The following is an 18,970-nucleotide window of genomic DNA, read 5'->3' as shown; positions in this document are numbered from 1 at the left end:
ACAGATCCAATTCTTAATTGCTCTAATCTTTCTATTGGTAAGTAACTCATTGTGATACCTCGGAGCCAGTTGAATTACCTAATTCTTTAGGCTGGATAAATCCTCTTTGCTTAAGCAATTCAGTCATTTTTATTGATGCTTTATCAATAGCTGGTTTAGGTAAATAGTTATCAACTAAAGTCTTGAGGTCTCCTAAATGGTCTCCCATTAATAGGGTGATCTGTGCTTTTCTTCCACTCTTACTAATGAAATTTATGATTCTTCCAAGCGGATCTCCGAAGGCAATTATGACTACATGAGTCGAAGGCACTGTAAGCATGTCTTCAATTACCCTGTTGATATGCTCATCACCAAAGCTATAGCCATAGGTGACTAATGTGCTATTTGGACGGCTAGTTGCTGCGGCTAGATCTCGAAATAGCTCAACATAAGGGTACTCGGCAGTTTCTCTATCTTTTACTGAGTTAGGGTAAATCATAAGTTGTTCAAAGCTGTTGCTTTGATGGCCTTCAGCTTCTAAAAAAGGTTCAACAGAACGTGCTCCAAAAGGTAAACCAAAGCGCCTAATCGCGCTATTTTGTTCATGCCAATCAAGGGATCCATGAAGCTTAGTAAAACGCGCTACGCCTTCTAAATATCTTGGTTCGCCACGAATTCCTGGAGGATTATAGTGATAATCAACCTCCAATCTTGAAGATCGAAACACTGGAGCGATACTTCCTACAAAGCGATCTATAAGTCTCAAACCAGCAAGCTCAGCACCTACTTCAATAATGCGATCATAGTTTGTTGTAAAAATATGCAACCTATCGCGAGTAGCGGTCCTACTTGCAAAGCTCATCAAGAAACTAACTAGATAGTTGAAAGTTTCCTCTTTACGCTTTGGTTCAGCAGTTTTAATCAAGTATTCTCCGGCACTCACAGATCTTGAAAACTCACCTAGGCAGCGAGAAAGCTCTCCCTTGAGTATTTCTAAATCCGTTTTTAGATTCCTATAAGCAGCATGAGGAGCTGGAGGATTTTCAGGTTGAGGGGTATTCAACACAGTCAGAATTTCAAGCCCTTTAATAAGTTCATTAATAGCTCTAATTTGATCTTCTATATTTCCGTTATCGCGACCTGCAGCTTTGGCAGCCTGAGTAGAAAATGCATCTATTTCACTTTTACATACGGCTAGATCGCTGATCCAACCCATTCCAGCTGGAGGTGAATCTGTAGCCGATATTTGAATAGATGTGCTTAAACCCGCACCTATCAATAAATTTAAATGTTCGGATTGGAAGAGAGCTGTTAGCCAAGGCTCGATATTTTGGCGTAATCTCTCTATTGATATTTCTGCTCCCTGTTCTCCCCATGCACTGTTTGCCGATAGGATGAAAGGATGAGAATCAGCCTGCTCGCTAGAGTTTGGTAATAGCTCAATAATTTCAGGTACACTGCCAACCTTAATTTGCTGAGTATTCATAAATACACTTCTTTTATTTGTATGAAAAATATAGGTTTGTAGGCGAAAACTAGAGCCACTTGCGTGACTATCAATAAACTATTGGCTTTGAACCTTACGCCTCACAAGCCTCCAAGATCCTTAGAGTATCATCGATACGATCCTAAGGTACTCAATGCTTTTTCTAACTTAGCATGGCTAAATTGTAATCGGAAAGCACATAAATTCTTGGGATTCTACGTAGATGGAAGAGGAAAGCGGTTCGAGTCCTCTGACCTGCTCTTCGTTGATTAGTACACCCTGACGTTAGGAAACGCTTCATTACCTATGTGAGAAGTTCCGCTTTTCGCTCACAGCGGACACTCAGGTTCAACAGTCCATTACGTTAAGCTTACGGATAAATCATTTTATGATGGCGTGGAGAACGGGGGATTCTGAAAACGGTAAGAAGTGAAAGGGCAAGAAGAGCTTGTTGTAGGTGGACGGACTGGTGAAGATCCCCATGTGAATGGTGGAGGGGGTATGCTGCCAGATTTCCCCGCTTGCTATTGGGGATTTCCCCACCTTATTCCCCGCGACAAAATCACGTTAAGACCAGCGGATTAGGGCGAAATGATAATTCCCCCGTTTTCCCCGTATTTTCTACTTCATTATGAATGCTATGAGAGAAAGGAATCGTAGAGGACCGTAGAAAGACCGTAGCTGTGAGGTTAGGAAAAGGTACATCAAAGGATGTTGAGGTGTCTAAAAGTAACGAACAACTGCGAAAATGGCGAGAAATCCAGCAAACAAATAACGTGTTGCAACGACCAGAAGTCAACCGTAGCCAGAAAAGGAAAAAGCCCCGCTTTGCAGCGAGGCCTTATGAATAGTGGTGCCCGGACTCGGAATCGAACCAAGGACACGGGGATTTTCAATCCCCTGCTCTACCGACTGAGCTATCCGGGCAACGGGGCGCATTAAACCCGATCACGCTTCTGGCGTCAATGAAATTTATTGTTTTCGCTACGGACTGCACACTCTCTCGCCAGTTTGCTGTCAACTCAGGCGAAAAAGTGCGTCCACAGGGCTGACAGCGGCATCGCCAGCACCAGCGCTGGCAGCATATTCACCACCGCAAACATCTTTATGCCGCAGATTCTCAAGCCTGTCGCCAGCAACAGCAACCCGCCCACAGCCGTAAAGTCTGCCATCATCGCGGGAGTGGTCAGCGGTAAAATCAGCGTGGCGCAGGTGGCAAGTGCAAGTTGAATCATCAGCATCGGGACGCAAATCGCCGCTACGGCAATACCCAGCGTTGTGGCGAAAATCGTCGCGGTGAAGAAATCCAGAAATGCCTTAGCAATCAGAATACTGGGATCGCCCGTCATCCCTTCCTGCATCGAACCAAAAATCCCCGTCCCGCTGGCGCAAAACAGAATAATGATGGCGACATAGTTTTGGATAAACGTCTCGTGGGAGCCGCTTGCCGCTTTGCCAGGACGTGAGATGAGATTTTTGGCTCTGCTCACCGCGCGGTTAATCCCTTTTTCCAGATAACAGAATTCACCAATCAGCGCGCCGAGCAGCGTTGCCAGTACCATCACCGGTAAATTGGCGCATTTGATGACCAGCAAAATACCGATGCCTAGCGACGCAAGGCCAAAAATTGAGGGCATGGAAGTGCGAATACGCTCAGGTAAGCGCTGACTTAATACAGCGCCCAGTACGCCGCCCAGCAGCACGGCACCGGCATTAATAAACGGTCCAATTACCACAATTCACTCCCGCTATTTAATCATTGATATTGCATTATTATTGCACGCATAAGCCGATAAACGGTCTGGTCTGTGCAGAAAAAATGCATAAAGATTCTTTCTTGCGCCTAAAAATAAAAGGTGACATTATTGCGCGAAATTTCCCCTACGGATAACGGAGCCGCCAAAGATGATGAAGTCTGCCACTGTGCGAAAACCTGTCCGTATCTCCGCTTTCTATTCTACGCTCACCATGCGGTGAGGGTAACGCAGGTTCATTGCAGGACATCATTAAAACCAGACGCGTTCTGCTTTTACTGATGTCTGGCGATCGGAGCTGAAATCCCGTCAGACACATTCGTTGGGCAGATTGCGACGCTGTCCGGGGCTTTTTACTCCCCTGAAACGGGTATGTGTGCATATGAAATCATTAAAAATTGCCGCCAGCCATGAGCTGGTTTCCGCTCTTTCCACACACCGGGAAGTGGTGATGCTGGATGACACCGATTTTACGGATGTGGCGGCAGTCGTCATTACCGTGGCTGAGAGCCGCAGTGGGATTCTGACACTCTTAAAACGCTCGGGATTCCAGCTGCCGGTGTTCATCTTCTCGCAGGAAAAGACCGACGCACCCGAAGGTGTGACGGCGGTGATAAGCGGTAAAGCGCAGGAGTTGCTGGAACTGGAAGCGGCGGCCTGTCGCTATGAAGAGAACTTACTGCCTCCCTTTTTTGACACCCTGAGCCAGTACGTGGCGATGGGAAACAGCACCTTTGCCTGTCCCGGACATCAGCACGGTGCGTTCTTCAAAAAGCATCCGGCGGGGCGACAGTTCTATGACTTTTTTGGTGAGAACGTGTTTCGTGCCGATATGTGCAACGCCGATGTGAAGCTGGGCGATTTGCTGATCCATGAGGGTTCTGCCAAAGATGCGCAAAAGTTCGCGGCAAAAGTGTTTAATGCCGACAAAACCTACTTCGTACTCAACGGCACTTCTGCGGCGAATAAAGTTGTCACTAACGCGCTGCTGACGCGTGGCGATCTGGTGCTGTTTGACCGCAATAATCACAAATCTAACCATCACGGGGCTCTGATTCAGGCTGGCGCGACGCCGGTTTATCTGGAGGCGGCGCGTAACCCGTTTGGTTTTATCGGCGGGATTGATGAGCACTGTTTTGACGATACGTATCTGCGCAATCTGATCCGCGATGTCGCTCCAGACAAGGCTAACGATGCTCGCCCGTTTCGGCTGGCGGTGATCCAGCTCGGCACCTATGACGGGACGATCTATAACGCCCGGCAGGTGATCGACAAAATCGGGCATCTGTGCGACTACATTTTGTTTGATTCCGCGTGGGTGGGCTATGAGCAGTTTATCCCGATGATGGCGGACAGTTCGCCGCTGTTGCTGGAGCTGAACGAGAACGATCCGGGCATTTTCGTGACGCAATCGGTGCATAAGCAGCAGGCCGGATTCTCGCAAACGTCGCAGATCCATAAAAAGGATAACCACATCCGTGGACAGGCCCGTTTCTGCCCCCACAAGCGTCTGAATAATGCTTTCATGCTTCACGCCTCTACCAGCCCGTTTTATCCGCTGTTTGCCGCGCTGGATATCAATGCAAAAATTCATGAAGGCGAGAGCGGGCGCAGGCTGTGGGCGGAGTGTGTCGAGCTGGGGATTGAAGCGCGTAAGGCGATTATCGCCAACTGTAAGATGATCAAACCGTTTATTCCGCCTGTTGTGGCGGGGCGACCGTGGCAGGACCATCCGACTCACGCGATTGCCAGCGAGCGTCGTTTCTTCAGCTTCGAGCCGGGTGCGAAGTGGCACGGTTTTGACGGTTATGCCGATGAGCAATATTTTGTCGATCCGTGCAAGCTGCTACTCACCACGCCCGGGATCAACGCGGAAACCGGTGACTACACCGCGTTTGGTATTCCGGCAACGATCCTCGCTCACTATCTGCGTGAAAATGGCATTGTGCCGGAGAAGTGCGATCTCAACTCGATCCTTTTCCTGCTGACGCCTGCCGAGAGTCCAGAGAAAATGGCGCAGCTGGTGGCCATGCTTGGCCAGTTCGAACAGCATATCGAAAATGACACGCCGCTTGCGGAGGTATTGCCGACCATCTTCAATAAATACCCGGTGCGCTACCGCGATTATACCCTGCGTGAACTGTGTCAGGAGATGCACGATCTGTACGTCAGTTTTAACGTGAAAGATCTGCAAAAAGCGATGTTCCGTCAGGAGAGTTTCCCGCCCGTGGTGATGAACCCGCAGGATGCGAACCGGGAGTACATTCGCGGTAACGTGGAGCTGGTGCGCATCAGCGAAGCCGAAGGCCGTATCGCCGCGGAAGGGGCGCTGCCCTATCCGCCGGGCGTGCTGTGCGTTGTGCCGGGCGAAGCCTGGGGCGGGGCGGTCCAGCGCTATTTCCTGGCGCTGGAAGAGGGCGTGAATCTGCTGCCGGGCTTCTCACCGGAGCTGCAGGGCGTCTACAGCGAGAAGGATGCAGATGGGATTAAGCGGTTGTATGGCTATGTTTTGACGTAAGGGCGACTGCTTTTCCCCTCACCCCGGCCCTCTCCCCACAGGGGCGAGGGGGAAGATGAGTCCCCAAAGGGGTGAGTGGGAAGAGACCGCACCGGGACGTTCCGTCTCCCCAAAGGGGTGAGTGGGAAGAGACCGCACCGGGACGTTCCTTCTCCCCAAAGGGGCTGGGGTGAGAGGGATTAACTGGCACTGCGCCGGTACATCCGCCGGGGATGTCCAATCTTGCCGTACAGCATTTCCACGCTCAAAAAACCGGCCTCTACGCAGTGCTCCAGATAGCGCCGGGTCGTCGTTTTACTCAGCCCGGTTTCACTCACCACTTCATCCACCGAAAAACAGTGTGACGCCTTTTCGTTGAACAGCGTCTGCACCCGCGCCAGCGTGTTCTCTTCAATTCCTTTACTGCCGCTATCCTGACGGTAGTTTTTAGCCTGTAGCTGATAGAGCGAATCCACGTTCTGCTGGTCAACAATTTTCCACACCCGCTGCTGTTCAGCAAACTGCACAAAGCGCTCAAGGGACTGGCTAAGCCGTTTCCAGGAGACCGGCTTGAGAATGTAGTCAAACGCGCCGTTGCGAATAGCCAGACTACAGGTATCCATATCGCTGGCAGCCGTAATGAAAATCACCGAGCAGTTTGCGTGCACCAGCAGCGGATTACTGATCAGCGTAATCCCTTTACCGTCGGGTAAATAGTTATCCAGCAGAACGAGCTGCGGCTGCAGGCTGGAAAGCATGGCCTGCGCTTCAGCCAGGGACGAAGCAATGCCCACCAGTCTCAGACGGGGATGTTTACTGATAAGCTCTGCGTGAAGTTGCGCCAGCTCGTTCTCGTCTTCAACAATCAGTACGTCGATATGTTCATGTTGCATAGTCAGTCTCTTCGAGTTCCTGAACGGGACGCCGGAGGGGTCCCGTGGTGGGAATAAATAGCGAGAAAATCGCGCCCCGTGGCATGTTATCGGCAACTTCTACGCAGCCGCCAGCCTGGGTGACATAACTGTCGATCAGGTACAGGCCGATACCGTGATCGCCATGCGTTTTGGTGGTGATGCCGCGTTCAAATATACGCTCGCGGATTGCCGGATGAATGCCGACGCCCTGGTCTGCCACTTCAATAATCAGCTCACGTTCGTTGAGTTTGATCAGCACTTCCACCGGTTGATGCGGGAGCGGGGCGCGCTGCGTGGCTTCAATGGCGTTATCCAGCAGATTCCCAATGATCGAAATCAGTTCAGCTTCCGAAAGCGAGGTAAAGGCGTTGTCCATGCGACAGGCGGGATCAAAACTCAGCGCGACGCCTTTCTCACGCGCTCGCGCAGCTTTACCCAACAGCAAACCGCACAACGTAGGCGAGCTAAACCGCGCGGAGATAAAGTCCAGCAGCTCCTGGGCATGTTCAGACTGGGCCTGAATATAGCCAATCGCCTCCTCGTAACGCCCCATATGCAGCAGGCCGGAGAGCGTTGTCATCCGGTTTAGCTGCTCGTGGCGCATAATACGCAGATTATCGACATAGCGTTTTACCTGGCTCAACTGGGCGCTAAGCGAGTCGATCTCATTACGATCGCGGAAGGTGATCACCCAGCCCTGAAGCAAATCCTCCAGCATGATCCGTACGCGGCTGGCGATCACCGTCAGATCGTTAAAGCGGCAGATCTCATCGTGGGTATCTTTAGCCAGCATGGTTTTTGGCAAGAAAAAGGCAACGGGGTTAATGACCTGGCCAATCAACTGCCCGCGCAGTTCGCGGGCGGGCTGGGATAACCCGAGCAGCTTGCGGGCCGCCTGGTTGATCACCTCGATCCGCAGGTTATCGTCGATGGCGATCACGCCTTCGTAGATCGACTCCATCATCGCTTTTTGCTGGCGCACCAGCAGGCCAATTTCGCGCGGCTCCAGCGAAAAGATCTGCTTCTTAATGCTGCGGGTGAAAAACCACGAAAAAACGAACAGCGCGATAAGCAACAGCACGGCGGCAATCAGGATATTGACCACTTTATTGACGGTGATGGTATCAAGATAGCTGGTGAGATAGCCCACCGAGACAATGCCCACCACCTGCCCGGCATCGTTGAAAATAGGCGCTTTACTGCGCAGCGAGATGCCCAGCCCACCTTTGCGGATGGTGGTGATACTTTTGCCGTGCAGCACCGCGTCGTTGTCGCCGCCGATCAGCGTTTTGCCTGTGCGGTCCTCAAACACCGAGTGAAAAAGATGCAGACCGTGATTGTCGCCAATCACAATAAAACTCGCGTCGCTGTGGGACGCTATTTGATGCATGAAGTCATGGATTGCCTTGATATCTTTTTCTTCAACTTTTTTCCGTAAATCAGGAATAAGTGCAATCTCTTCCGCCTGTATTTTGGCGCGGGCACTCATTTCCTGATATAGCTGTTTGCCCACATCGACATAATAATATCCGCCGAGTAATGTGAAGAGCACGGAGAAGAAAGCGACGAGGGAAATAAATAATTTAATTTGAAATGACACTTTCATGACTGGCACGCACGGTATCAACGGATTATGACAATATATCATCTTTTCCCCGCCTGGCAGCGGGTTTGCCTGAAACTTGTGATCCTTTGCACAGCGCGCTTCACAAAAGAATTATCTGAATAACAGGTACGCTGAACGAAAATGAATAAATGTTATTTTTTATGTTGCATCTGGAAAAGAAACCATTAAAACCACGCAAATAAATAAGGCATTAATCACATTAAATAAAAGAAACCATTAAAACCATAGAGGCCATTAAAACTTCGGTTTTAATATGCCTTTCCTCACATAAAGTAAGCCTTTGTGACTCTACGCTGAAAGCACAAATAACCAAGAGGCTTAATTATGAGCACTACTGACGATTCTTTCTCTGTGACCCACGACCCGATAGATATTCAGCGTCCATCGTTCAAAGAACGCTGGTGGCACATTATGGATACCTGGAAAGTCGGCATTATCCCCCTGCCATTGTTTGTCCTGGCGGGAGCGTTGATCGCGATTGATTGTCTGGGCGGCAAGCTGCCGAGCGACATCGTGGTGATGGTCGCGACGCTGGCGTTTTTCGGCTTCGCCTGTGGTGAGTTCGGCAAACGTCTGCCGATTATTGGCAAGCTCGGTGCGGCGGCGATTTGCGCCACTTTTATTCCGTCAGCAATGGTTTATTACGGCCTGCTGCCGGACGTCGTCGTGGAGTCCACCACCAAATTCTATAAATCGACCAACATTCTCTATCTCTACATCTGCTGCATTATCGTTGGCAGCATCATGAGCATGAATCGCACCGTGCTGATTCAGGGCTTCTTACGCATTTTCTTCCCGATGCTGTGCGGCGAAATTGTCGGCATGCTGGTGGGAATGGGCGTCGGTCTGGCGCTCGGTCTTGAGCCCTTCCAGATCTTCTTCTTTATCATTCTGCCGATCATGGCGGGCGGGGTAGGCGAAGGGGCGATTCCGCTCTCCATCGGTTACGCCACGCTGTTGCACATGGATCAGGGGGTGGCGCTGGGCCGCGTACTGCCGATGGTCATGCTCGGTGGTTTGACCGCCATCATCATCTCTGGCTGCCTGAATCAGCTCGGTAAACGCTATCCGCACCTGACCGGCGAAGGTCAACTGATGCCAAACCGCGCGAATGCTGATGCAGGCACTTCTCAGCCGGCTTTCTCGGGCAAAGCGGATGTGACCACTATTGCCTCCGGGGCGCTGCTGGCGGTGCTGCTCTACATGCTGGGCATGCTCGGTCACAAGCTGATTGGCCTGCCTGCACCGGTTGGCATGCTGTTTGTGGCGGTGCTGGTCAAGCTGTGTAACGGCGCATCCCCACGTCTGCTGGAAGGCTCGCAGGTGGTGTACAAATTTTTCCAGACCTCCGTGACCTATCCGATTCTGTTTGCCGTTGGCGTCGCGATCACCCCGTGGCAGGAGCTGGTGAACGCTTTCACCGTCAGCAACCTGCTGGTGATTGTCAGCACGGTTTCCGCGCTGGTGGCCACCGGTTTCTTCGTCGGTAAAAAGATTGGTATGCATCCGATTGATGTCGCCATCGTCTCCTGCTGTCAGAGCGGGCAGGGCGGTACCGGCGACGTGGCGATTCTGACCGCAGGCAACCGCATGAGCCTGATGCCATTCGCCCAAATTGCTACCCGTATCGGCGGCGCGATTAACGTCTCCGTCTCGCTGCTGGTTCTGGGCAACTTCCTCGTCTAAGTCTTCAGGAAAGAACAATGAAACTCGCAAGTTTTCTGTATCAGGGTCAACGCAGCTACGGCATCGTCAAAGCCGAAGGTGTGGTGGATTTAGGTCGCCGCTTGGGCGACCGCTACAGCGACCTCAAAGCGCTGTTAGAGGGTAACGGGCTGGCGGATGCCACCCGCTATCTCAACGATACCGTTGATGTACCGATGGAGGCCATCACCTTTTTACCGGTGATTGAGCACCCGGAAAAAATTCTCTGTGTGGGCATGAACTACGCCGACAAACGCAAAGAGTTTGACCAGCACAATCCGGCTCCAACGCTGTTTGTTCGCTTCCCGGACTCGCAGACCGGCCACAACTCACCGGTCTTAAAGCCGCGCCACTCCAGCGAGTTCGATTATGAAGGCGAGCTTGCGGTGATTATCGGCAAAGGCGGCGAGAACATTTGCCGTGAAGAGGCGCTGGATCATGTGGGTGGATACAGCTGTTATATGGACGGCTCCGCTCGCGACTGGCAGCACACCTGGTTTACCGCCGGTAAAAACTGGCGGCAGACCGGCGCGTTTGGCCCGTGGATGGCGACCGCCGATGAGATCCCGGATCCGCATCAGCTGGCGATCCGCACCTGGCTGAATGGCCGCATGGTGCAGGACGATAACACCAGCAGCATGATCCATAAGGTGGCGGAGCTGATCGAGTACATCAGCACCTTTACCCGCTTAAGTCCGGGCGATGTGATCATTACCGGATCGCCGGGCGGCGTAGGCAAAAAGCGTAACCCACCGCTGTTTATGCAGGAGGGGGATCGCATTGAGGTCGAGATCGAAAACATCGGCCATCTGAGCAATGTGATCATGGAAGCGCCAGCGCAAACGCTGGCCGCAGCGCACTAAGGAAGGCGGCATATGCACTCGCAACCCACTATCGACTTTCGCCTCACGAACGTGGTGAAACAGCCGGAACGGTTAAGCCAGATTCGCTACCTGCTGGCCGATAGCGGGCTGGGGCTGGATAGCGACATCACGCTGTTTGTTGAAGCCTGGTCCGGCTTGCAGCTGGTGGGATGTGCGGGGCTGGCCGCCAATGTCATCAAATGCGTGGCGGTTGATGAGCAGCTGCGGGGGGCGAATCTTAGCGCACGCCTGCTGGCAGAAGTGGAAAATGCCGCGCTGGCTCGCGGTCATTTCCACCTTTTCCTCTGCACGCGGCCCTGCAACAAAGAGCGCTTTGCCCGCAGCGGCTTCTGGCCGATTGCCCAGAGCGGGAACAATGCGGTACTGCTGGAAAACACCCCGCAGGGGATAGAGCGTTACTGTCGTTCGCTGCAACGACTGCGCCAGCCGGGCGAGAAGATCGGCGCAATAGTGATGAATGCCAACCCGTTTACGCTTGGGCATCGTCACCTGGTCGAGCAGGCAGCAAAACAGTGCGACTGGCTGCACCTGTTTGTGGTGCGCGAGGACGCGTCTTTTTTCCCGTTCTCCGGCCGTCTGGAGATGGTGCGCGCGGGCGTGGCGCATTTGCCGAATGTGACGGTGCATGAAGGATCGCAATACATTATTTCGCGTGCGACATTTCCGGCCTATTTCCTCAAAGAAACGGGAAAAGTGCAGCAGGCATGGAGCGAAATCGACGTGCTGGTGTTTCGCGATTTTATCGCTCCCGCGCTTGGGGTAACCCACCGGTTTATCGGCTCTGAGCCGTTTTGCGATATTACCCGCCAGTACAACCAGATGCTGCATCAGCTGCTTGCCACGCAAATCGCGGTGATGGAAATGCCGCGCATCAAGGCGACAGGAAACGCCATTTCGGCGTCGGAAGTCCGCCGCTTACTCAAAACAGAGCAGTTTTCTCGCATTCGGGAGATTGTCCCGGAATCCACTTTCGCGCATCTCGAAGCGCACTATTTTGAAGCGCACCAAAACACTCGCGCAGAAGTGGCATAACGATCAGGAATTTATCATGAAAATTGTAAGGGAGTCGCTGGCCGGAACGCAGGAGTCCAGCGACCTGATGGTGAAAATCGCCCCCGCCGACGGCGAGCTGGAGATTGTCATCCACAGCGAAGTAATTAAGCAGTTTGGCGAGCAAATCCGCCAGGTCGTCGACGAAACGTTACGCGCAATGGACGTGCGCCAGGGGTTAATTATTGTCGAAGACAAAGGGGCGCTGGACTGTGTGATCCGCGCGCGTTTGCAAAGTGCGCTGCTCCGCGCGGCAGAAGATCAGGCGATCGACTGGAGAAAATTATCATGAACAAACTCCGTCGCAGCATGCTGTTTTTACCCGGTGCGAACGCCGCCATGCTCTCTACCGCGTTTATCTATCGTCCGGACTCCATCATGTTTGACCTCGAAGATGCGGTTGCCTTGCGCGAGAAAGATACCGCGCGACTGCTGGTCTTCCACGCGCTACAGCATCCGATGTATCAGGATATCGAAACCGTCGTGCGCATTAACCCGCTCAGTACGCCGTTTGGTCTGCTGGATCTGGAAGCGGCGGTCCGGGCGGGCGTGGATGTAATACGTCTGCCGAAGACCGACACCCCGGACGATATTTTTGAACTGGAAGGACATCTTGAGCGCATTGAGCGTGAATGTGGCCGGGAAGTGGGCTCGACCCGCGTGATGGCCGCCATTGAATCAGCGATCGGCGTGATTAACGCCGTGGCGATTGCCCGTAGCTCTCCCCGCCTGATCGGCATCGCGCTGGCGGCGTTCGACTATGTGATGGACATGCAAACCGAACGCGGCGATGGCACCGAGCTGTTTTATGCCCGCTGTGCGGTGCTGCACGCCGCACGCGCCGCCGGGATCGACGCCTTTGACGTGGTGTGGTCAGACGTAAACGATGAAGCCGGATTCCTGCGCGAAGTCGAATTGATTCGCAAGATGGGCTTTAACGGTAAATCGTTGGTTAACCCGCGCCAGATAGATCTCCTGCATAACGCCTATGCGCCAACTCAGCACGAAGTGGATCATGCAAAACGGGTGATCGAAGCCGCGGAAGAGGGCGAACGCAACGGCCTGGGCGTGGTGTCGCTCAACGGCAAAATGGTGGATGCCCCGATTATTAACCACGCGCAGATGGTGCTGGAACGCGCGGCTGCCTCCGGCGTGCGTCGTTAAGGATAAAAAATGAATCAGACAGAACTGCTCCACGTTAACTTTCCCCATTTGCGGGATTTAAAACCGTTTGATAGCGCCCACAGCGCGACCCCGTGGCTGGCTGACGCCGGGACAAAACAGCACCGTAAACTGTGCGAATCGCTTGAAGATGCCGTTGTGCGAAGCGGTTTGCAGGACGGAATGACCATTTCATTTCATCACGCCTTTCGCGAGGGCGACCGGGTGATCAACAACGTCGTCGCGCTGCTGGCGAAGATGGGCTTTAAGAATCTCACCCTGGCGTCCAGCTCGCTGATGACCTGTAACGACGCGCTGATCGAACATATCGAAAGCGGCGTGATTGCACGCATTTACACCTCCGGCATGCGCGGCAAGCTGGCGGATGCCATCTCCCATGGCCTGATGGACGAGCCGGTGCAAATCCACTCCCACGGCGGGCGCGTAAAGTTATTGCAGGATGGCGAGCTGAATATCGACGTGGCGTTTCTCGGCGTACCGTGCAGCGATGAGTTTGGTAATGCCAACGGTACGCACGGCGCCTCCTGCTGCGGTTCGCTGGGCTATGCGATGGTTGATGCCCACTTTGCCCGTAAGGTGGTGCTGCTGACGGAATCGCTGGTGCCGTTTCCCAATATGCCCGCCAGCCTGGTACAGGATCAGGTGGACTTTGTCGTCCAGGTGGAGAGCGTGGGCGATCCGGCAAAAATCAGCGTCGGGGCGGCTCGCGTCACCAGCAATCCGCGTGAATTGATGATCGCTCGCGATGCGGCGGAGGTGATTGAGCATTCGGGCTACTTTAAAAACGGCTTCTCAATGCAGACCGGATCCGGCGCCGCGGCCACCGCCTGCACCCGTTTTATGGGCGAAAAAATGGCGCGTAGCGGTATAAAAGCGCGTTTTGCGTTGGGCGGGATCACCGGTAGCCTGGTGGATCTGCACGAAAAAGGGTTGATCGAAAAACTGCTCGATACCCAGTGTTTTGACGGCCAGGCGGCCGCTTCGCTGGCGCGTAACCCGAACCATGTGGAGATCTCAACCAACGTGTACGCCAATCCGGGCAGCAAGGCCGCCAGCTGCGACCAGCTCGACGTGGTGATTTTGAGCGCGCTGGAGATTGACGTCGATTTCAACGTTAACGTGATTACCGGTTCTGACGGCGTGATGCGCGGCGCCTCTGGCGGGCATTGCGATGTGGCGGCGGCGGCCAATCTGACTATTGTCGTCGCGCCGCTGCTGCGTAGCCGTATTCCGACGGTAGTGAAACGGGTCACCACCCGCTTAACGCCGGGTGAGAGCATTGATGTGCTGGTGACCGATCACGGCATTGCGGTGAACCCCGCTCGCCCGGAAATACGCGAGCGCCTGACGGCGGCCGGGCTGAAAATTGTCGATATCGACGCGCTTTATACGCGGGCGGTATCGCTGACCGGAATGCCAAAACCCATCGAATTTACCGACAAAATCGTCGGGGTGATCCGCTACCGAGACGGCAGCGTGATCGACACCGTTCGCCAGGTAAAGGAGTAAGAAACATGACGACTGCGACACCCGTGCGTGCGGGTGTCAGCCTCGAAGCGATGTTAGCGGCGAAAGAGAGCCGCGCGGCGCGTCAGGCTGGCTGGCTCACGCATTATCAACAACCGGTGATCTCACTCACGCTGGTTACGCCCGGTGAAATCAAAGACAGCCTGCGCTATCGCAACACGATGGCTGTGGCCTTGCAGATGGGCGATCAGCTGCTGTGGGAACACCGCTGGCAGGTGCTGGACCGTCAGGTTATGTGGCTGCCAACGGGACCCGAGGCGCTGTGGTGTGTGGCGCATCCGGCGACGGAAATCAAAGCGCACTGCGCAGCGCTGGAGCAGTCGCATCCGCTTGGCAGGCTGTGGGATCTGGATGTGATCTGCCCGCATGCGGGCCATGTCGGGCGACGCTCGCTGGGCGACAATCTGCGCCGCTGCCTGCTGTGTGACGAGCCCGCGCACGCCTGTTCCCGCTCGCGTGAGCATCCGGTGGAGCAGGTGGTCGCCTGCGTGGAGAAGATGATCGATGACTGGTTTGCTCGCGACTAAAACGCGCTCCGCTAATGTGCCGCAGCTGGCCGAAGAGGCGCTGTGGCTGGAGCTGGCGCTCACGCCAAAGCCTGGGCTGGTGGATAAGCATAATAACGGCGCTCATCGGGATATGGATCATGCGATGTTTGCCCGCAGTATCGCCGCCATTGCCCCGTGGTTTACGCGCTTTGCGGAACTGGGCGCGGAACAGGCCGGAAAACCCGCGGCGGAACAGTTGCATCTGATTCGCCCGATGGGAATCGCCTGCGAACAGGCGATGTACGCGGCGACGGGAGGCGTTAATACTCACAAAGGCGGGATTTTCGCGCTCGGGCTGCTTTGCTTTGCTGCCGGGCGCGTTGACCATGTGACTTCACACGGTCTCTGTTGTGAAATTAGTCACATCTGTCGCGGACTGGTGGCGCGCGAGCTGGCAGGCCGAAGCGGCAGAGCGACGGCAGGCGAACGACAGTATCAGCAGTTGGGCTTAGCGGGTGCGCGAGGGGAGGCCGAAAGCGGGTTTGCCACGGTGCGCCAGGTATTGCCGCAGTGGAATGGCTATCAGCTACATGACCTGTTGCTGCGCTTAATGGCGGTAAATCAGGACAGTAATCTGGTGTCGCGCGGCGGGATGGACGGGCTGCGCTATGTACAGGGATACGCAAAAGATTTGCTGGCGAACGGCTGGGATCGGCAGGCGCTGGCAGTGATGGATAACGCCTTGATAGCCCGTAATTTGAGTCCGGGAGGCAGTGCGGATTTACTGTCGGTGGGGATTGTGCTGAAGGCGTGCGGCTGAAAAGTAACAGCAGGCCGGGTGAGGCGAAGCCGCCACCCGGCACAAAAACATCACATCTTAGTGCGCAACAGGCTGTGCGCCATTTGGCACGCGAACGTGTTTGTATTTGAACAGCGCGATGAAGGCAAAGAACAGCACCAGCGAGTAACCGGCAAAGATCAGCCATACTGGCTGCCAGTCGGTAATCCCGTTCGTGGTATACATTTCAACGACTTTGCCGCTCACGATACCGCCCAGGATACAGCCGAAACCGTTGGTCATCATCAGGAACATACCCTGAGCACTGGCGCGAATTTCTGGATTCACCTCTTTTTCGACAAACACCGAACCGGAGATGTTGAAGAAGTCGAAGGCGCAGCCGTAAACGATCATCGACAGAACCAGCAGCACAGTACCGAACGGCGTTGGGTCGCCGTAGGCAAACAGCCCGAAGCGCAGCATCCACGCAAAGATACTGATCAGCATGACGTTCTTAATACCGTAGCGGCTCAGGAAGAACGGAATGGTCAGAATGAACAGCGTTTCAGAAATCTGAGAAATCGACATCATCACCGACGCATGCTCAACGATGAAGCTTCCGGAGAACAGCGGATTGTTATCGAAGCTGTGCAGGAAGGTATTCCCGAACATGTTGGTGATTTGCAGCTCAGCGCCCAGCAGCATGGAGAAAATAAAGAAGATCGCCATACGTTTGTTTTTAAACAGCGCGAAAGCATCCAGACCCAGCATGGTGCTCCAGCTCTGTTTTTTCTGCTGATTAGAGACCGGGATATGCGGCAGCGTCAGGGTGAACAGCGCCAGCACAACCGACAGCGCGGCACCGATGTAGAGCTGCATATGGCTCAGCTCGAATCCTGCGAAGCTCACGCCCCACATCGCCATGATAAAGCCGATGGTGCCCCAGATACGAATCGGCGGGAAATCAGTCACGATATCCAGACCCGCAGATTTAATGCGGTAGTAAGAGATGGTGTTGATCAGGCCCAGGGTTGGCATATAAGCCAGCGAGTTAAGCAGGATCACCATGAACATCGCTCCCGGCGTGGTAACACCGGCCGCCAAAAATAGCGTACCCGCGCCGACCAGATGGCAAAGCGCGTAGAGCCATTTCGCGCTTATCCATTTATCCGCGACTATCCCCAACAGCGTCGGCATAAAGACCGCTGCAATACCCAGTGAGCTATACACTGCACCGATAGACGCGCCATCGAACTTGAGCGTCACAAACATGTAGGAGCCGAGCGTGGTTAGCCAGCTCCCCCACAGACAGAACTGCAGAAACGACAATATTTTAAGCTGCAGCTTAAGGTTCATGTTACTTTCCTCACAATTGAGCGGGAGATATGTTGATATGGGAACATTCAGGGTTGTTATTTGATGCAATTCTACCAGCAGGCAACGTTATGTTTTGTTACCTCCCGCAAAAAAATGCAATCCACATTAATTTGCAGTTTGGATTGTGATGCAAATAACATTTTCGTATGGATGGGGTGGCCTGATGCCCTCACCCCGACCCTCTCCCACGGGGAGAGGGAGAAAACACTAAAAAAAGGTCACTGGCGTGGCCGTTTTGCTTTTGCCTTGTGGGGCCTGATGCCCTCACCCTCTCCCGCAGGGAGAAGGTGAGGGGAGGGGAAAACTATCGGCGACGATAATTCTTTTGCGCCGTATTCACCTTATACAGGTAGCGACGGGATTCAGCGGACGGATGGCGAGTGGTCAGGGTTGAGTAAACGTCACCCGGCGCCATGCTATTGATAATGCTTGCGGCCTTAATTTTATCGCTGGAGAACACGCGCAGCACGCTGCCTGCACCGCCGTTGTACGCGGTGATCACCGCATAACGCCGTGACGTTGGGTTATCAATGCCGCCCAGGTAAACGTTGTTCAGCATCGCCAGATAGGCGGTGCCGGTATCAATATTGCTGGCCGGATCGAACAGGAAGCTGCGGCTAGGCATTCCGGATCTGCCCTGCGAGCGGAACACATCTTTGCCCGCGCTGTGCTGAACCACCTGCATCAGGCCTAACGCGTCGGAACGGCTCACCGCATACGGGTTAAAGGACGATTCGGTCTGCATAATGGCCAGGATCAGCGATTCGTCCACGCCATATTTGCGCGAGGCCTGGCGCACCATGCCAATATATTTATGCGCACGCTTGTCGAGGTGGTTCGGAACCAGATTAATGGTCACGCTGTAAATGACCCGCAGACCGTTGCTGCGGCTTTTAAGACGTGTTTGCAGCAGATAGTCGGCGAAGCTGGTGGCTCGTCCTTCCCAGCGAATTGCCTGACCCGTCTGATCCACCACCTGGCCATACAGGAACGGCTCTTTGGAAATGGTGACATCGTCGGCGTCGGAATAGAGATCGATAGAGCCAGGATCGTCACCCATCAGCAGGGTTTTGACGATCGCCTGACGCAAATGCGCCGCCGGTTCGGTGCCTGCGATGGTTTCGATCGTGATCGTACCGTCATCAAAGTTGATGTGGCTACGCGTCTGGTAAGCGTCGGTATATTTAACGTAGTCCTTCGGTCCCGCGATAAGAACTTCGTTAAATCCCCAAATGTTTTCGATGTTGTGGGCAAACTGCCCCATCAGAATGTCAAAACCGTTTGTGTCCTTAACCCAGGCTTCGTTATAGCTATCGCCTTTTTTACTGGAACAAGACACAAGCAACGGCGCAACAATGGCTAGCGCTAATAATTTTTTCATCATTCCGGGAGTGCGTGTTGTGTTTGCTGGAACGGCGGGGTCACCCCCGCACGAGATTATTTTTCGGGCGGCGTATAGCCTTCAATGTGGACATCTTTGCCTTCAAACAGGAAGTTCACCATCTCCTGTTCCAGCAGCTTGCGGTGTTCCGGGTTCATCATCGTGAGTTTTTTCTCGTTGATGAGCATGGTCTGCTTCTGCTGCCATTGGGCCCACGCCTCTTTGGAAATCTCGTTATAAATGCGTTTTCCCAGGTCGCCCGGATAGAGCTGGAAGTCCTGCCCTTCGGCGTCGCGCTGCAGATAAGTACAAAAAATTGTTCTGGCCATTCTCATTCCTCAT

16 protein-coding genes and 1 tRNA gene are annotated in these 18,970 nt (G+C 53.7%); 9 read left to right on the top strand and 8 right to left on the bottom strand.

What is annotated here, in order from left to right; translation table 11 throughout:
* Nucleotides 1–46: 46 nt before the first annotated feature.
* From SOM82_RS17005 to SOM82_RS16995, 3 genes are all read right to left on the bottom strand, one after another.
* Nucleotides 47–1,465 (bottom strand): SIR2 family protein, encoded by a 1,419-nt coding sequence (locus SOM82_RS17005; protein ID WP_320460579.1) that lies wholly within the window; start codon nt 1,463–1,465, stop codon nt 47–49.
* A gap of 851 nt (nt 1,466–2,316) precedes the next feature.
* Nucleotides 2,317–2,392, bottom strand: a tRNA-Phe gene (locus SOM82_RS17000).
* A 95-nt stretch (nt 2,393–2,487) separates the two neighbouring features.
* A complete protein-coding gene (locus SOM82_RS16995) occupies nt 2,488–3,201 on the bottom strand; it encodes a DUF554 domain-containing protein (protein ID WP_320460578.1) in 714 nt (237 codons plus the stop codon).
* A 400-nt stretch (nt 3,202–3,601) separates the two neighbouring features.
* Between SOM82_RS16995 and SOM82_RS16990 the strand changes: the two genes are divergently transcribed.
* The gene (locus tag SOM82_RS16990; RefSeq protein ID WP_320460577.1) at nt 3,602–5,737 is read left to right on the top strand and encodes an ornithine decarboxylase; all 2,136 of its coding nucleotides are present in this window, start codon (nt 3,602–3,604) and stop codon (nt 5,735–5,737) included.
* A 179-nt stretch (nt 5,738–5,916) separates the two neighbouring features.
* Here SOM82_RS16990 and SOM82_RS16985 read toward each other — a convergent pair whose 3' ends face one another.
* Together SOM82_RS16985 and SOM82_RS16980 are read right to left on the bottom strand one after the other, a co-directional pair.
* Complete coding sequence (locus tag SOM82_RS16985; RefSeq protein ID WP_320460576.1) at nt 5,917–6,609, bottom strand: response regulator; 693 nt, start codon at nt 6,607–6,609, stop codon at nt 5,917–5,919.
* On the bottom strand, nt 6,599–8,236 hold the full coding sequence (locus SOM82_RS16980) for an ATP-binding protein (protein WP_320460575.1): 1,638 nt from the start codon (nt 8,234–8,236) through the stop codon (nt 6,599–6,601). Before SOM82_RS16980 ends, SOM82_RS16985 begins: the two co-directional genes overlap by 11 nt.
* A 345-nt stretch (nt 8,237–8,581) precedes the next feature.
* Between SOM82_RS16980 and SOM82_RS16975 the strand changes: the two genes are divergently transcribed.
* The 8 genes from SOM82_RS16975 to citG are packed head-to-tail and all read left to right on the top strand — an operon-like array spanning nt 8,582 to nt 15,912.
* On the top strand, nt 8,582–9,943 hold the full coding sequence (locus SOM82_RS16975) for a 2-hydroxycarboxylate transporter family protein (RefSeq protein ID WP_154126167.1): 1,362 nt from the start codon (nt 8,582–8,584) through the stop codon (nt 9,941–9,943).
* Between the two features lie 17 nt (nt 9,944–9,960).
* Nucleotides 9,961–10,824, top strand: a complete 864-nt coding sequence (locus SOM82_RS16970) for a fumarylacetoacetate hydrolase family protein (RefSeq protein WP_320460574.1) — start codon at nt 9,961–9,963, stop codon at nt 10,822–10,824.
* A gap of 12 nt (nt 10,825–10,836) precedes the next feature.
* Nucleotides 10,837–11,877 (top strand): [citrate (pro-3S)-lyase] ligase, encoded by a 1,041-nt coding sequence (gene citC, locus SOM82_RS16965; protein WP_320460573.1) that lies wholly within the window; start codon nt 10,837–10,839, stop codon nt 11,875–11,877.
* A 16-nt stretch (nt 11,878–11,893) separates the two neighbouring features.
* Nucleotides 11,894–12,187, top strand: a complete 294-nt coding sequence (gene citD / locus SOM82_RS16960) for a citrate lyase acyl carrier protein (RefSeq protein ID WP_320460572.1) — start codon at nt 11,894–11,896, stop codon at nt 12,185–12,187.
* Nucleotides 12,184–13,059 carry a citrate (pro-3S)-lyase subunit beta gene (gene citE / locus SOM82_RS16955; RefSeq protein WP_154126163.1) on the top strand — a complete coding sequence of 292 codons (876 nt, stop codon included), beginning with the start codon at nt 12,184–12,186 and terminating at the stop codon, nt 13,057–13,059. The genes citD and citE overlap by 4 nt, the downstream gene beginning before the upstream one ends.
* A 9-nt stretch (nt 13,060–13,068) precedes the next feature.
* Nucleotides 13,069–14,586, top strand: a complete 1,518-nt coding sequence (citF, locus tag SOM82_RS16950; RefSeq protein WP_320460571.1) for a citrate lyase subunit alpha — start codon at nt 13,069–13,071, stop codon at nt 14,584–14,586.
* Between the two features lie 5 nt (nt 14,587–14,591).
* Nucleotides 14,592–15,131, top strand: a complete 540-nt coding sequence (gene citX, locus SOM82_RS16945; RefSeq protein ID WP_320460570.1) for a citrate lyase holo-[acyl-carrier protein] synthase — start codon at nt 14,592–14,594, stop codon at nt 15,129–15,131.
* Nucleotides 15,109–15,912, top strand: coding sequence for a triphosphoribosyl-dephospho-CoA synthase CitG (gene citG, locus SOM82_RS16940; RefSeq protein ID WP_320460569.1), 804 nt, complete (start codon nt 15,109–15,111; stop codon nt 15,910–15,912). Before citX ends, citG begins: the two co-directional genes overlap by 23 nt.
* A 57-nt stretch (nt 15,913–15,969) precedes the next feature.
* Here citG and SOM82_RS16935 read toward each other — a convergent pair whose 3' ends face one another.
* The 3 genes from SOM82_RS16935 to SOM82_RS16925 all read right to left on the bottom strand — a co-directional run bounded on the left by SOM82_RS16935 (nt 15,970) and on the right by SOM82_RS16925 (nt 18,957).
* Nucleotides 15,970–17,226, bottom strand: a complete 1,257-nt coding sequence (locus tag SOM82_RS16935) for a nucleoside permease (protein ID WP_154126159.1) — start codon at nt 17,224–17,226, stop codon at nt 15,970–15,972.
* A 325-nt stretch (nt 17,227–17,551) separates the two neighbouring features.
* Nucleotides 17,552–18,628 (bottom strand): membrane-bound lytic murein transglycosylase MltC, encoded by a 1,077-nt coding sequence (gene mltC / locus SOM82_RS16930; RefSeq protein ID WP_154126158.1) that lies wholly within the window; start codon nt 18,626–18,628, stop codon nt 17,552–17,554.
* A 56-nt stretch (nt 18,629–18,684) separates the two neighbouring features.
* Nucleotides 18,685–18,957 carry an oxidative damage protection protein gene (locus tag SOM82_RS16925; RefSeq protein WP_154126157.1) on the bottom strand — a complete coding sequence of 91 codons (273 nt, stop codon included), beginning with the start codon at nt 18,955–18,957 and terminating at the stop codon, nt 18,685–18,687.
* Nucleotides 18,958–18,970: the final 13 nt, after the last annotated feature.

Source organism: Lelliottia sp. CFBP8978, from assembly GCF_034046055.2.
In the GTDB taxonomy this organism is placed as follows: Bacteria; Pseudomonadota; Gammaproteobacteria; order Enterobacterales; family Enterobacteriaceae; genus Enterobacter.
Note: the sequence above shows the minus strand (reverse complement) of the source record. Positions and strands in the feature narration are given on the sequence as shown.

Bases quoted from the DNA above. Each gene is read 5' to 3' on its own strand.
- SOM82_RS16925 (WP_154126157.1), bottom strand. From the start codon at position 18,957: ATGGCCAGAACAATTTTTTGTACTTATCTGCAGCGCGACGCCGAAGGG.
- SOM82_RS16935 (WP_154126159.1), bottom strand. From the start codon at position 17,226: ATGAACCTTAAGCTGCAGCTTAAAATATTGTCGTTTCTGCAGTTCTGT.
- citE (WP_154126163.1), top strand. From the start codon at position 12,184: ATGAACAAACTCCGTCGCAGCATGCTGTTTTTACCCGGTGCGAACGCC.
- SOM82_RS17005 (WP_320460579.1), bottom strand. From the start codon at position 1,465: ATGAATACTCAGCAAATTAAGGTTGGCAGTGTACCTGAAATTATTGAG.
- citX (WP_320460570.1), top strand. From the start codon at position 14,592: ATGACGACTGCGACACCCGTGCGTGCGGGTGTCAGCCTCGAAGCGATG.
- SOM82_RS16970 (WP_320460574.1), top strand. From the start codon at position 9,961: ATGAAACTCGCAAGTTTTCTGTATCAGGGTCAACGCAGCTACGGCATC.
- citG (WP_320460569.1), top strand. From the start codon at position 15,109: ATGACTGGTTTGCTCGCGACTAAAACGCGCTCCGCTAATGTGCCGCAG.
- SOM82_RS16985 (WP_320460576.1), bottom strand. From the start codon at position 6,609: ATGCAACATGAACATATCGACGTACTGATTGTTGAAGACGAGAACGAG.
- mltC (WP_154126158.1), bottom strand. From the start codon at position 18,628: ATGAAAAAATTATTAGCGCTAGCCATTGTTGCGCCGTTGCTTGTGTCT.
- citF (WP_320460571.1), top strand. From the start codon at position 13,069: ATGAATCAGACAGAACTGCTCCACGTTAACTTTCCCCATTTGCGGGAT.
- SOM82_RS16990 (WP_320460577.1), top strand. From the start codon at position 3,602: ATGAAATCATTAAAAATTGCCGCCAGCCATGAGCTGGTTTCCGCTCTT.
- citC (WP_320460573.1), top strand. From the start codon at position 10,837: ATGCACTCGCAACCCACTATCGACTTTCGCCTCACGAACGTGGTGAAA.
- citD (WP_320460572.1), top strand. From the start codon at position 11,894: ATGAAAATTGTAAGGGAGTCGCTGGCCGGAACGCAGGAGTCCAGCGAC.
- SOM82_RS16975 (WP_154126167.1), top strand. From the start codon at position 8,582: ATGAGCACTACTGACGATTCTTTCTCTGTGACCCACGACCCGATAGAT.
- SOM82_RS16980 (WP_320460575.1), bottom strand. From the start codon at position 8,236: ATGAAAGTGTCATTTCAAATTAAATTATTTATTTCCCTCGTCGCTTTC.